Raw genomic sequence first — 13,656 nt, 5'->3', positions numbered from 1 at the left:
GAATTGCATAAAGTATATTAACCTGGAAGGAAGGCGTTATATGCTTACAGAAAAAAATAAGCGTTTACTAAATGAATGCTTTTCAGAACAATATTTATCACGTGTAGGTGATGAATCTGAGATTATTACTTCAGCAACGAAGCATAATGTTTTCCCTTGGCTTTACCATAAATATCAAACATTAAATTTACCTGTGCGTTCTAATGCTTTTGATCAGTTGTTTGCAGAACAAAAGAATTGGATTGATCTCTTGCTTGTGGAAATGGAGATTATATTTCAGGAAACTCAATCGGGGGATATTCCGATTATTTTCCTGAAGGGACCGATAATGTCTGAACAAATATACGGAAACTGTTACTTAAGAAAGACTAAGGATATTGATATATTCATCAACGAGAGTGATGCATCCAAGATGTATCACTTGCTCTTAAAACTCGGATACAAACATTTAATTGAAAAGAGTAGAGGCGACTTTCTGCCGTTGGATAGACTTACGCTGAAGGAGTTTGGTCATCACGAATATTTTGGTTTCTATAAAGAAACGGATAACGGTAAAATCATCTGCGTTGAGATACAAAGATTTATCCATGGAACTATCAATCGACAGGAACATCTAATGAGGATTATGCGGTGCAGGGAGAGTACGAAAGTGAATGATAGGATGATTTTGCCGACAATGCCTAGTCATCTTGTGTTCTTGATACTATGCGAAAATACATATGACAACACACATTGGAGTGACGGTCCAAGGCTTAGGGACTATATGGATTTGCATTTTTTCATACTTTATAGACATGCTTCCCTAGATTGGGATGCAGTAAAGAGTGAGATGAAAATGTTTCTGATGGAGGATATTGTTTATGATATTTTACATGATCTTGAAAGAATACATCCAGCCTCAGGCGTTTCTGCAGTCATAAGGTTGCTTTTTGATAAGAAACCAGTTCCTCCTCACTTTCGTCCGAAATTCTTCTGGGAAAGTCGAATTGAAGAAAGAATATTTGATGGAGACTCTAATCATTGGGGGGAGGTTATAACCAAGATCAAAGGGAAGTTTCTCGATTCGGTCAATCCATATCGTTATTTACTTAAGGAAAATAATGAAAAAGAACTTGTTGATCAAAAGCATGGAGGGGTTATCCCGTTTCGATTTGTCCGTCACGAAGAAGGGGTGGATTTGATATGTTCGATTCCGCGACAACTAAGGGAGCGGGAAAATGATCTTTTTCTGGAGATCGGATTGGTTGAACTCCTATCTTCGCCAACGCTTTACCAATTATATGAAGTTTTTAGAACGCAACAAGAAACGAAAGATGTGCTTGAACAAACTGATGGTAGCCTAAGGGTTCAACGCCGGATCAGTAACGACCAGTTAGCGAAGTTATGTTTCTGCGAGGATTCTTCAAAATACGTGGGATTCAATTTGTTTCTCAAGGAAACAACTTCTCATGGTTACTGCCTTACTATAGGTGAATGGAGTGACTTTTCGAAGCAGTGGATTTTAGAGATATAACATGGATCAATACAGTATATTTGAGTCTCCATCACTTAAACGAGCATTAGATTAGCTTCGGCTTAACAACTTTAAGTTGCGTTTGTTGCATGGATGGAGTTTGTCGGAGTCTTTTGGAATCGCCCCATACTCTTAAAGCCCAAGTCTTTGTTGAATAGCTTGGGCTTTAATTGATTTAATTGTGAAAATTTAGATTGTCTCTTAATCGAAGATGTATGGTTTAGCGTCATTAATGTTTTAACTGGATTGTCATTCTCTTCTCTCGCTTAAAGTGCTTGTTTACATCCGCCAGTTAATCTGTAGTTTATTAAGTTTCTCTCTCCCTCATTTTGATGAACGAACTCATTGGCATTGCTGCTGAAATTATCAGATAGTTTCGTCATTTCTAATTTATTCATAAATGCCTGCTTTAATCCGCTCCTCATTTTTATTCACGCCCTCCTGCTTAACCTATACCCAATTCTTCTCCCTCTTTTTAATGTCTCCTAACGTATATCACCAACTGTTCTACTCGCTGTTTTTCATCACCCGCCCCATTCGCCGCCTGCGCCCGTTCACATTTTGTTCGATTGACGGCAAGTGGTTCGCTTTGGTATAGTTCAACAGTAGAACTATTCTACATTGCAACTATTCAACAATCGAACAACCTAAGAATTAACGATACAAAAAGGAGCAAACCAATGGACAGAGAACGATTGCAGCAGACCATCGACCGCTATATTGCCGCCTCCTTTACGGTAAACCGCAGGCTGAACGCGATGATCCGGGACGTTTTGCCTGATGGCATTACTGCAGACCAAAGTGCGACCCTGCGTTACTTGCGCGAAAATGGCCGTTCAACTTCATCGGAGCTTGCGGACATTTTCTGTGTCGGCAAAAGCTCGATAACAGCGATCATCACACGGCTGTTCGACAAGCAATTGATTGAGCGTGTGCCAGATGAGAAGGACCGCCGCGTGACGTACTTGGTGCTGACGCCTGAGGGGGAGCAGATAACACGGCTGTTTGACAGCAAGCTGGAGGAGCTGCTCGGGCAGTATTTGATTCATTTTGACAACAAGGAAGCGAAGGCGTTCATCGAGACTTATGAGAAGCTTGCTGCGGTACTCGTTCACACCTAGAACTAGCTGGATGACATAGAGAAAGAGGAGAGAGGGATAGGCGAACAATGAGAACAATATTGAAGCTCAAATGGTTGGTGCTCGTCCTATGGCTGGCAGTTGCCGCCGCATTAATGCTGACCGCTCCTAATATGGAGCAGCTTGTAAGGGATAAGGGCCAGGTGGATGTGCCAGACGGCTACAATTCCTCGATTGCAGCGAAGCTGCTGGAGGGCCTGAGCGGCGATAGCCCGGCCGGAACCGCAAGCGGCAGCAAGAACAAAGCAGAGTCCACCGTACTCGTTTTCCATCGGGAAGGCGGATTAACCGCAGGTGACTTGGCGCAGGCTGAACAGGCGGTGCAGAAGCTGAAGCAAGACGGAAGCGCCATTGGCGTTACGTCGGTAACGACACATTTTGAGATGAAAGAATTAGAGCCCCAATTGGTTTCCAAAGATAAATCCACCGTGCTCGCGCTCGTAAAGGTTGAACCGAACGGGCGTACGCCGAAGGAGATGCAAGAAGGGCTCTACAGCGCAATCGATTCAACGAAGGTTGAACATTACTTTACCGGCGGTTGGGTCATTGGTGAAGATGTTGTGCAGAGCTCGCAGGAAGGTTTGAAAAAGACGGAGCTAATCACGGTCGGCTTTATCCTGATCATTCTGTTCCTCGTGTTCCGTTCGGCGGTCGCGCCATTAGTGCCGCTGCTGGCGGTCGGCTTTAGCTATTTGGTATCCCAGTCCGTCGTTGCTTACTTAGTGGAATATGCGGATTTCCCGCTGTCGAATTTCACGCAAATTTTCATGGTAGCCGTCCTGTTTGGCATCGGAACCGATTACTGCATTCTATTAATCAGCCGGTACAAAGAGGAGCTTGTCCATCTCGGCGACCGGACAGAAGCGATTGTTGCAACATACCGTACGGCAGGGCGCACCGTCCTCTTCTCAGGGCTCGCGGTGCTCGTCGGATTCGCATCGATTGGCTTCTCGACATTTGTCCTGTACCGCTCAGCAGTTGCCGTCGCGGTCGGCGTAGCGGTTATGCTGCTGGCGTTGTTTACGCTCGTACCGTTCTTCTTGGCGGTGTTCGGCAAAGGGCTATTCTGGCCGGCAAAAGGTTCGCTTGAGCATAAACCGTCACGCTTATGGGGCACGGTCGGCGCATTTACCTTGAAACGCCCGATCTGGGCGCTCATTATTCTGGCTGTGCTTACCGTACCGTTCCTTACCGCGTATAAGGGATCGATCTCGTTTAATTCCTTGGATGAAATCGGGGACAAATACGATTCCGTCAAAGCGTTTAACTTAATCGCCGATGGCTTCGGTCCAGGCGAGACGCTCCCAACATCGGTTGTCATCAAGTCAAGCAAGCCGATGGATTCGGCAGATGGCTTGGCGGCAGTTGAACAGGTAAGCCGTGAACTATCGAAGGTAGAGGGAGTCAAAGTGGTTCGCAGTGCGACAAGGCCAACAGGCGATGCGCCGGAAGGTTTTCTCGTAGCGGATCAGGTGGGAACCGTTAGTGACGGGCTGGGCAAAAGCGGCGATGGCTTGAGTGCCATTGGAGAGGGCCTAACCCAAGCAAGCCAATCGCTAAGCGCGAACGCGCCGAAGCTAGAGGAAGCGGCAGATGGCGCTGGCAAGCTCGCGGCTGGAACCGTTCAGTTGAAGTCCGGCATTACGTCGCTTAGCAGCGGCTTGAAGCAGATTCAACAAGGCATGAAGGATGGTTCCGCAGGGACGGGTGAGCTCAAGAAGGGGCTGGAGGAAGCACGCAAGAACGCGGATAAGCTAGCAACGGCAGCATCACAGCTGCAAACGAGTTACGCCCAGCTCAATACAGGGCTTGGAACGCTTAGTGGGGCATATGCAACCATTGCGTCTGAACAAAGCAAGCTGTCGGATGGGCTAGAAGCGATCGGCACAGACCTTGGCGGACTAGGTGCTAAGTATCCTGAGCTGCAAAGCGATGCAACGTATCTCAAAGCAGTCGGTGCTGTCAACAAGCTGCAAGGAGACGCATCCTCACTAAGTACGCAGATGGAGCAGTTGAACAGCCAGCTTGGCGGCATTACGGGCGGGCTGTCCAGGGCGAATGCCGGGTTGAAACAGGCAGCTGATGGCCAGAAGGCGCTAGCCGGAGGATTGAAATTATTAGTCGGCGGCATAACGAAGCTGCAAGCTGGCCTGGATAAAGCGGAACAAGGCCAAGGGCAGATTGTGGCGAAGCTTCCAGGTGTCACGACGAGCCTTGACCAGTTGTCCGATGGCCAGAAAGAAATGCAAACAGGCTTCACTGAACTGAACAGCCAGTTAGTGGCATTGACGGGCGGACTGGATAAAAGCGTAGACGGCTTGAAGCAAGTGACGGATGGGCTCGGCTCGGCGCAGGGTTATTTGGCTGAGCTGTCGGATTCCCCTAACAAGCAAATGACAGGCTGGTTCGTACCGGAGCAAGCGTCCAAGGATGCGCAGTTTGATCAAGCGCTGGATGCTTACATGTCGCCTGACCGCAAGACGGCCAAGTTCGATGTTATTTTTGCGGGCAATCCTTATGAGCTATCGACGATGGATGAGATTGATGCGGTAAAAGCTGCTGTCGGTCGGGGATTGGATGGCACGGCCTACGCTTCAGCGGAATATGCGGTGGGTGGCGTCACGAGTGTCAACCATGATTTGAACGGCATTTCGGATCGCGACTATTCCAAAACAGTCATGTTCATGCTGATCGGAATTGGCATCATTCTTATTCTGTTGTTCCGTTCCATCATTATGCCGTTGTACATGATCGCCTCCTTGCTGCTTACCTTCTATACATCGATGGCAGTGACGGAAGTCATATTCGTCCGTTGGCTGGGTTACTCCGGCATTAGCTGGGCGGTGCCGTTCTTCGGCTTCGTTATGCTCGTAGCGCTCGGCATTGACTACAGCATCTTCCTCATGGACCGGTTCAAAGAGTATCGCCACCTTTCGCCGTCCGAGGCGATTCTGGAAGCGATGCGCCGGATGGGAACGGTCATTATGTCAGCGGCGCTCATTCTTGGCGGTACGTTCGCAGCGATGCTGCCTTCCGGTGTTATGTCGTTGCTGCAGATCGCAACAATTGTGTTATGCGGATTGTTTATGTACGCACTTATTATGCTGCCGCTGTTTATTCCGGTCATGGTACGCGTGTTTGGCGAAGCAAACTACTGGCCATTCATGCACCGTTCGGAGCGGGGCAGCAGCAGTGTCGGCCAGATGGCCTATATTAGCGGGCAATCAAGCGGCAAGCCGCATGATACTTCGCACTAATGTTAGCACAGCAAAAAAGGAGCGATGCCCTTCGTGGGAATCACTCCTTTTTGCTGTTCTGACTTACTGTTTCGCAGTGCTGCCGCCCGTACTGTGCCGCATGATCGTAATTTCAACGCGCCGGTTGCGCGAACGGTTCGCGTCCGTTGTGTTCGGCACGACCGGCCGCGTATCGCCATAGCCGGCGATTTGGAACTTGGTTGGCGCAAGCTTCGCGACTTCGGTAAAGTATCGCAGCACCGACAGTGAACGTCCCGCGGACAGCGCCCAATTGTCCCTGAACTCGCCGCCTGGCTGAATTGGCAAATTGTCCGTATGCCCTTCGATGCTGATTGGATGGTCCAGCTTGACGAATAGGCTGGATAGCTTATCGAGAACCGGGCTTGCTGCTTTTTTTAGATTCGCTTTGCCTAGGTCGAACAGAAACTGGTCGCTTAACCGGATAGAGATGCCTTGCTCTTCGTTGGAGACGAATACCTTCTCCTCAAGCTTGTTGTCTTTAATGTACGCTTTGATGATCGCATACACATTCTCAAGCTCCTGCTCCTTGCGTTTTTCTTCCTCTAGCTTGCGCTGCTCCGCTTCTTGCGCCGCATTCCGTTTCTCTTCCGGCGGTTTGGCGGGGATAGGCTGCTTGGAGGGATCGAGGGCACCGGTAACGCCATTGCCGCCTTCGATGACAGAGTCCGCTTTGCGGAACTCGAATTGCAGCGACTGCGCGAGCACCTCGTACTTTTTGGAATCGACTTGGCTCATCGCGTATAGGATGACGAAAAATATCATAAGTAACGTAATCAGGTCAGCATATGTAATCAGCCAGCGGTCTTGATTGTCAGCAGTGAGCCTTGCTCCCCGTCTACGCCCGCTGCGTCTCATAGACAGGCACCTTCTCTCTGCGGCGTTCGCCAGGCTCTAGCTGCAGCAGTGCGGATAGCTTTTTGCGAATGAGCTGTGGATTCTCGCCTGCTTGTACAGACAGGATTCCTTCCAGAATGAGTTCCATGAGCAGCGTTTGCTCCGCGGCTTGCGCCTTGATTTTGGTGCCGAGAGGCAAATACACAATGTTCGCACTGGCTACGCCATATAGCGTTGCTGTGAAAGCCACTGCGATCGAATGGCCGAGCGAAGAGGGATCCGACAGATTGCTAAGCACACGAATAAGCCCCATAACTGTACCGATAATGCCCATTGTTGGCGCGTAGCCGCCAGCGGACTCCAGCATTTTGGCTTGCTGTTCCCACTTGCGTTCAGCGGAGTCGATTTCCAGCGCCAGAATGTTCTTGGTTAGCTCGGGGTCTGTTCCGTCGATAACCATTTGCAGCCCATCGCGCATGTACACGTTGTCTAGTTCGGGCAAACTGCGTTCGAGCGCCAGAACACCTTCGCGGCGGGCGACCATCGCCATGTCGACGAGCTGGTCAATAACCTCTTCAGGTTTCTGTGTTTGTTTCGTAAAAGCAAACCGCAATGCGGCAGGAAGTTGCTTTAGTTTGCTATAGGGGAAGCTGACCGCAACGGCAGCGAAGGTTCCTCCGAATACGATAATAGCGGCGGTGAGCTGCAGCAGCCCGCCGATCTGCCCTCCTTCTAGCAGGAATCCGCCGATTAGGGCGACAAGCCCAGCGGCAATGCCGATAATTGTTGTCAAATCCATGTACACGGTCACGTCCTTCTTCTAATATAGGTGCGAATATATTCAAATTGCATCGGGAACTGGAAACCGATATAATGAGTAAATGGGAACACACATTCGAGTCGGAGATTGTCATATTCGGCGGTGATTTCCTCATTCTGTCTATTTTATCGGGTGGATTGGGCATAAAGTTGAATAGGACTTCTATCATAGATATCAATCGGGAAGAGTGGAGGGTGGATGAGTTGGCGGACACGGAACGACTGCAGAACACGTTTAAGCTTTTATCGGAATATACGCCGCAAGGCGACCAGCCAGAGGCCATTCGACAGCTAGTAGAGGGAACCGAAGATGGGCTGCGCTATCAGACTTTGCTAGGCGCGACCGGCACAGGCAAGACCTACACGATCGCGAATACAATCGCCAAGCTGAATCGGCCGACGCTCGTCATTGCGCACAACAAGACGCTGGCAGCGCAGCTGTGCAGCGAATTCCAAGAGTTTTTTCCGGAAAATGCGGTTTCCTACTTCGTCAGCTACTACGACTACTTTCAACCGGAAGCATATATTCCTTCGACCGATACGTACATCGAGAAGGATTCCAGCATTAATGATGAGATCGACAAGCTGCGCCACTCGGCAACGAGCTCGCTGTTCGAACGGCGCGATGTCATCATCGTCGCGAGCGTTTCCTGTATCTATGGCCTCGGTTCCCCAACGGAGTACGGCAGCCTAGTACTGTCGCTCCGCGTAGGGATGGAGAAGCCTCGCGATACGATTTTGCATAAGCTTGTCGACATTCAATACCAACGGAACGACATTAACTTTATTCGCGGCACGTTCCGCGTGCGCGGCGATATTATTGAAATTTTCCCGGTAGCGAACAATGAGCGCGCCATTCGGGTCGAGCTGTTCGGCGATGAGATCGAACGCATTACGGAAATTGATGTTTTGACGGGCGAGATTATCGGCGAGCGCGACCATATCGCGATTTTTCCGGCATCTCACTTCGTTACGCAAGAGGAGACGATGAAGCGGGCGCTCGTTAACATCGAGCAGGAGCTTGAAGAGCGGCTAGCTGAGCTTCGCGGCCAGAACAAGCTTCTGGAAGCGCAGCGCCTGGAACAGAGGACTCGCTATGATATCGAGATGATGCAAGAGATGGGCTTCTGCTCGGGCATCGAGAACTACTCCGGCCCGTTGACGTTCCGCGAACGCGGAGCGACGCCATATACGCTGATGGATTATTTCCCAGATGACATGCTGATCGTCATTGACGAGTCCCATGTCACGTTGCCCCAAATTAGGGCGATGTACAATGGCGACCGCGCGCGTAAGGAAGTGCTTGTGGACCATGGCTTCCGCTTGCCATCTGCGATGGACAATCGCCCACTGCGGTTCGAGGAGTTCGAGGAAAAGGCAGGACAGATGATTTACGTCTCGGCAACGCCGGGCCCTTACGAGCTGGAGAATTGCCCAACGATGGTGCAGCAGATCATTCGTCCGACAGGGCTAGTGGATCCAATCATTGAAGTTCGTCCGACCAAAGGGCAGATTGACGACATGCTCGGCGAGATTCGCACGCGGATCGCGAAGGATGAGCGCGTACTCGTAACGACGCTGACCAAGAAGATGGCGGAGGATTTGACGGATTATTTGAAGGATGTCGGAATCAAGGTCCGTTATATGCATTCCGATATTAAGACGCTGGAACGGATGCAGATTTTGCGTGATCTACGGCTCGGATCTTTCCATGTACTCGTCGGCATTAACTTGCTGCGGGAAGGGTTAGATTTGCCGGAAGTTACGCTGGTTACGATACTGGATGCAGATAAAGAAGGCTTCCTGCGCTCCGAGCGATCGCTTATTCAGACGATCGGCCGGGCAGCGCGCAATAGCGAAGGCCGGGTAATCATGTACGGAGACAAAATTACCGACTCCATGGATAAAGCGATCAAGGAGACGGAACGCCGCCGCGCGATTCAAGTCGCGTACAATGAGGAACACGGCATTACGCCGCAGACGATTCGCAAGAAAATCCATAGCGTCATCGAAGCGACCAAGGTGGCCGAGCAGAAGGCGGATTATTTGACTGGCATCAATGCTGGCGGCAAGATGTCGAAGAAGGATCGCCAATCTGTCATTCAGCGCTTAGAGGCGGAGATGAAGGATGCAGCCAAGAACCTGCAATTCGAACGGGCGGCAGAGCTTCGCGATGCGCTGTTGGAGCTGCGGGCGGAGAACGGATAACTAGTAGAATCATATCGTGTGTTAATAGAGAAAGGTGGAGCTGGAGTGGCAAGCGATCGTATTGTTGTTAAGGGCGCCCGCGCCCACAATTTGAAAAATATTGATGTGACGATTCCGCGTGATAAATTCGTCGTACTGACGGGATTAAGCGGCTCTGGCAAGTCGTCCCTCGCGTTCGATACGATCTATGCAGAAGGCCAGCGCCGTTATGTCGAGTCGCTGTCTGCATACGCCCGTCAGTTTCTTGGGCAAATGGAAAAACCGGATGTCGACTCCATCGAAGGATTGTCCCCGGCTATTTCGATTGACCAGAAGACGACGAGCCGCAACCCGCGCTCGACGGTCGGCACAGTAACGGAGATCTATGATTATTTGCGCCTGCTGTTCGCCCGCGTCGGCAAGCCGCATTGCCCTGAGCATGGCATTGAGATTGCCTCGCAGACAGTCGAGCAGATGGTTGACCGGATTATGGAATACCCGGAGCGGACGCGGCTGCAAATTCTCGCGCCAATCGTATCGGGCCGTAAAGGCGAGCATACGAAGCTGCTGCAGGAAGTGCAGAAGCAAGGCTTCGTACGCGTAAGAATCGATGGCGAGCCGCGTGAACTGGGCAATGAAGAAATCGTGCTCGAGAAGAACAAGAAGCATTCCATCGAGGTCGTCGTTGACCGGATTGTCGTGAAGTCGGACGTTCACAGCCGGCTTGCGGACTCGATTGAAACTGCGCTTAAGCTTGGCGAAGGCAGAGTTATCATTGATATTATCGATCAGGAAGAGCTGATGTTCAGCTCCAATCTTGCTTGTCCGGAATGCGGATTCAGCATTGATGAGCTTGCGCCGCGAATGTTTTCGTTTAACAGCCCTTATGGCGCTTGCCCGGATTGTGATGGATTAGGAGCGAAGATGCTGGTCGACCCTGACCTGCTCGTCACCGATCCGTCCAAGTCGATTGAGAACGGTGCGTTCGAAGCGTGGGCAGGAAGCACGTCGACGTACTATCCACAGTTTCTGGCGGCAGTATGCCACCATTACCATATTCCCCGCAACGTACCGGTAGGTGAGCTGGACGCGGAGCAGATGAAGAAGCTGCTTTACGGAACCGGCGGTGAGCTGGTGAAATTCAAGTATGAGAATGATTTTGGCCATAAGAAAGAAGCGATGGTCGCCTTCGAAGGAATCGTCAACAATCTGGAACGCCGTTATCGGGATACTAGCTCTGACTTCATGCGCGAAGTGATTGAGGGCTATATGAGTGCCAAGCCTTGTAGCGGTTGCAAAGGGCAACGCCTGCGCAAGGAAACGCTGGCTGTAACGGTTAGCCAGCATAATATCGCTCACGTGACCTCGTTATCGATTGGCGAAGCGCAACGTTTCTTCGAATCGATTCAGTTGACTGAGAAGGACCGGATGATTGCTAACCTCATTCTGAAAGAAATCAACGGTCGGCTGGGGTTTCTCGTTAACGTCGGTCTCGAATATTTGTCGCTTAGCCGTGCGGCGGGCACATTGTCAGGAGGCGAAGCGCAGCGCATTCGGCTTGCGACGCAGATTGGCTCAAGTTTGATGGGCGTTTTGTATATTTTGGACGAGCCAAGCATTGGCTTGCACCAACGGGATAACGACAAGCTTATCCAAACGCTGGAGCACATGCGGAACCTTGGCAACACGCTCATCGTCGTCGAGCATGATGAAGATACGATGCTTGCAGCCGATTATATTATCGATATCGGGCCTGGAGCGGGCATTCATGGCGGACACGTTGTGTCCCAAGGCACGCCGGCAGAAGTAATGGCTGACGAGAACTCGTTGACTGGCGCTTATTTAAGCGGCCGGAAGTTTATTGAAGTGCCGTTGGAGCGGCGTCCAACCTCTGACAAATGGCTTGAAATTCGAGGCGCCAAGGAAAACAATTTGCGCGGCTTGAATGTGAAGATTCCGCTTGGCGTCTTTACGGCGGTTACGGGCGTATCGGGCTCAGGCAAGTCGACGCTTGTGAATGAAATTCTCTACAAGACGCTAGCGCGTGACTTGAACAGGGCGAAAGTTAGGCCAGGCGAGCATAAAGAGATTCGCGGGCTGGAGCATATCGAGAAAGTCATCGATATCGACCAATCGCCGATCGGCCGTACGCCACGTTCGAACCCAGCGACTTATACAGGCGTGTTTGATGACATCCGAGACGTCTTCGCCAATACGAACGAAGCGAAAGTTCGTGGCTACAAGAAAGGGCGCTTCAGCTTTAACGTGAAGGGCGGCCGTTGTGAAGCGTGCCGGGGAGATGGCATTATCAAGATCGAGATGCACTTCCTGCCGGACGTATATGTCCCTTGCGAGATTTGCAAAGGCAACCGGTACAACCGCGAGACACTCGAGGTGAAGTACAAAGGGAAGAACATTTCCGAAGTGTTGGAATTGACCATTGAAGATTCCGTTGAGTTCTTCCGCAACATTCCGCGTATCCACCGGAAGATGCAGACGTTATTTGATGTGGGCCTCGGTTATATGCGGCTCGGCCAAGCGGCGACGACGCTTTCTGGCGGCGAGGCACAGCGGGTGAAACTGGCAGCAGAACTGTACCGCCGGAGTACGGGCAAGACGATGTATATTCTTGACGAGCCAACGACAGGCTTGCATGTAGATGATATCGATCGCCTGCTTCAGGTGCTTCACCGTCTAGTAGAGAGCGGGGAATCGGTTTTAGTTATTGAGCATAATTTGGACGTAATCAAAACCGCTGACTATCTGATCGATCTAGGACCAGAAGGCGGCAGCGGCGGTGGCACGATTGTAGCTACTGGCGTACCAGAGGCAGTCGTTAAGGTGGAAGGCTCGTACACGGGCCGCTATCTTAAGCCGATTCTAGAGCGCGATCGTGAACGGACCGTTAAACGCCGTGAGGCAGAGGTTCAGGTTGCTGCTGTAACTGTAGATTAATCGATCTCCTGTAAGGGAGGGGGTAAGCCCACTTGCCGCTATTGTGGTATGTGGGCTTGTTGCATATGCCAGTTATGCGGCTGCTGCGTGTAGATTGTCCATACGCTCCACATGCGCCGTTCATACAATACTACAAGAAGGGAGAATGATTCGAAGGAGAGAATAGAAGGGATGAACATTTCGAATGCTAGGAAGGCAACAGCCCGCCGCAGCCGGAAATATTGGCCCAAAGCCCGTAACGGCTTCCGTAGATGGCTGGCATCGATTAAGGGGAATGAAGCGACTTTTTATATGACGTACCCGAACAACGTTGAATGGAATGCCAAAATTTTTAAAGGCGTCATCGTGAGTGCAGGAGGGGATAGTGTCGTCATTCAAGACGAAGCGACAGGCAGGCAGTTTCTGTTGCTTTATCGTAATTTAGATTATGTTACAGTCGATATTATATTTGATTGACACGAAGGGGCCATTCGATCCGGAATGGCTCCATGATTTATGATTAAGGCGAATGCTTTATTATGCGCAGTGAACGTCCTGATTATATTGCAGGATTTTGAGGTAAAATGGTGACAAACTTGTTACGGTTGACCACTTGGACTTGCAAGGAAAGGCAGCAACCGCTAACATAGGAATATGATAGGTGAAGTGTGACGAAAAGGAGGTCATCCCATGTATCTTGCGGAAGAAGCAGCAAAGGCTGCAGCCACGACTAGCAACATCAATACGTTTGACTGGTTTATGCTCGCATTCACGGTACTAATCGCAATTGGCTTGGTCCGACTGTTGATGGCTAGACCAAAGAAGAACGTATTCGCGATCGGATTCGCGACGGTATCGTTTCTCGTGTTTGCATTCTCCGATTACGTTATGATTACGGAGAGCTGGATGAAATAAGGCCTAACGGTCTACATATGGTTTAACCATTGTGGGG

Annotated in this window: 10 protein-coding genes; 7 read left to right on the top strand and 3 right to left on the bottom strand. The window is 50.5% G+C overall.

Annotated elements, in window-relative coordinates; all coding sequences use genetic code 11:
- Positions 1–40: 40 nt before the first annotated feature.
- Positions 41–1,513, top strand: a complete 1,473-nt coding sequence (locus tag GON22_RS20900) for a nucleotidyltransferase family protein (protein WP_160398057.1) — start codon at positions 41–43, stop codon at positions 1,511–1,513.
- A 266-nt stretch (positions 1,514–1,779) separates the two neighbouring features.
- Here GON22_RS20900 and GON22_RS20895 read toward each other — a convergent pair whose 3' ends face one another.
- Positions 1,780–1,938 (bottom strand): hypothetical protein, encoded by a 159-nt coding sequence (locus tag GON22_RS20895; RefSeq protein WP_160398056.1) that lies wholly within the window; start codon positions 1,936–1,938, stop codon positions 1,780–1,782.
- 255 nt (positions 1,939–2,193) lie between these two features.
- Between GON22_RS20895 and GON22_RS20890 the strand changes: the two genes are divergently transcribed.
- Both GON22_RS20890 and GON22_RS20885 read left to right on the top strand, forming a co-directional pair.
- Positions 2,194–2,634: a MarR family winged helix-turn-helix transcriptional regulator gene (locus GON22_RS20890; RefSeq protein ID WP_160398055.1), complete on the top strand. Its 441-nt coding sequence runs from the start codon at positions 2,194–2,196 to the stop codon at positions 2,632–2,634.
- A gap of 47 nt (positions 2,635–2,681) precedes the next feature.
- Positions 2,682–5,909 (top strand): MMPL family transporter, encoded by a 3,228-nt coding sequence (locus GON22_RS20885; RefSeq protein WP_160398054.1) that lies wholly within the window; start codon positions 2,682–2,684, stop codon positions 5,907–5,909.
- A gap of 63 nt (positions 5,910–5,972) precedes the next feature.
- Here GON22_RS20885 and GON22_RS20880 read toward each other — a convergent pair whose 3' ends face one another.
- Both GON22_RS20880 and GON22_RS20875 read right to left on the bottom strand, forming a co-directional pair.
- Positions 5,973–6,785, bottom strand: a complete 813-nt coding sequence (locus GON22_RS20880) for a flagellar motor protein MotB (protein ID WP_160398053.1) — start codon at positions 6,783–6,785, stop codon at positions 5,973–5,975.
- Entirely contained in the window at positions 6,766–7,563 is a 798-nt protein-coding gene (locus GON22_RS20875) for a flagellar motor protein (RefSeq protein ID WP_160398052.1), read from the bottom strand. The genes GON22_RS20880 and GON22_RS20875 overlap by 20 nt, the downstream gene beginning before the upstream one ends.
- A 74-nt stretch (positions 7,564–7,637) precedes the next feature.
- Here GON22_RS20875 and uvrB point away from each other — a divergent pair, with 74 nt between their 5' ends.
- From uvrB to GON22_RS20855, 4 genes are all read left to right on the top strand, one after another.
- Complete coding sequence (uvrB, locus tag GON22_RS20870; protein WP_442954394.1) at positions 7,638–9,791, top strand: excinuclease ABC subunit UvrB; 2,154 nt, start codon at positions 7,638–7,640, stop codon at positions 9,789–9,791.
- A gap of 45 nt (positions 9,792–9,836) precedes the next feature.
- Positions 9,837–12,725 (top strand): excinuclease ABC subunit UvrA, encoded by a 2,889-nt coding sequence (gene uvrA, locus GON22_RS20865; protein WP_160398051.1) that lies wholly within the window; start codon positions 9,837–9,839, stop codon positions 12,723–12,725.
- Between the two features lie 171 nt (positions 12,726–12,896).
- Complete coding sequence (locus GON22_RS26615; protein WP_336604344.1) at positions 12,897–13,181, top strand: spore coat protein GerQ; 285 nt, start codon at positions 12,897–12,899, stop codon at positions 13,179–13,181.
- Positions 13,182–13,394: 213 nt separating this feature from the next.
- On the top strand, positions 13,395–13,619 hold the full coding sequence (locus GON22_RS20855) for a hypothetical protein (protein WP_160398049.1): 225 nt from the start codon (positions 13,395–13,397) through the stop codon (positions 13,617–13,619).
- Positions 13,620–13,656: the final 37 nt, after the last annotated feature.

It is taken from the genome of Paenibacillus sp. MMS18-CY102, from assembly GCF_009789195.1.
GTDB lineage: Bacteria > Bacillota > Bacilli > Paenibacillales > Paenibacillaceae > Paenibacillus_T.
This window is presented reverse-complemented; position numbering and strand designations above follow the sequence as displayed.

Coding starts and splice junctions, on each gene's coding strand:
- GON22_RS20880 (WP_160398053.1), bottom strand. CDS start 6,785: ATGAGACGCAGCGGGCGTAGACGGGGAGCAAGGCTCACTGCTGACAAT.
- uvrB (WP_442954394.1), top strand. CDS start 7,638: ATGAGTAAATGGGAACACACATTCGAGTCGGAGATTGTCATATTCGGC.
- GON22_RS26615 (WP_336604344.1), top strand. CDS start 12,897: ATGAACATTTCGAATGCTAGGAAGGCAACAGCCCGCCGCAGCCGGAAA.
- GON22_RS20890 (WP_160398055.1), top strand. CDS start 2,194: ATGGACAGAGAACGATTGCAGCAGACCATCGACCGCTATATTGCCGCC.
- GON22_RS20900 (WP_160398057.1), top strand. CDS start 41: ATGCTTACAGAAAAAAATAAGCGTTTACTAAATGAATGCTTTTCAGAA.
- GON22_RS20885 (WP_160398054.1), top strand. CDS start 2,682: ATGAGAACAATATTGAAGCTCAAATGGTTGGTGCTCGTCCTATGGCTG.
- GON22_RS20855 (WP_160398049.1), top strand. CDS start 13,395: ATGTATCTTGCGGAAGAAGCAGCAAAGGCTGCAGCCACGACTAGCAAC.
- GON22_RS20895 (WP_160398056.1), bottom strand. CDS start 1,938: ATGAGGAGCGGATTAAAGCAGGCATTTATGAATAAATTAGAAATGACG.
- GON22_RS20875 (WP_160398052.1), bottom strand. CDS start 7,563: ATGGATTTGACAACAATTATCGGCATTGCCGCTGGGCTTGTCGCCCTA.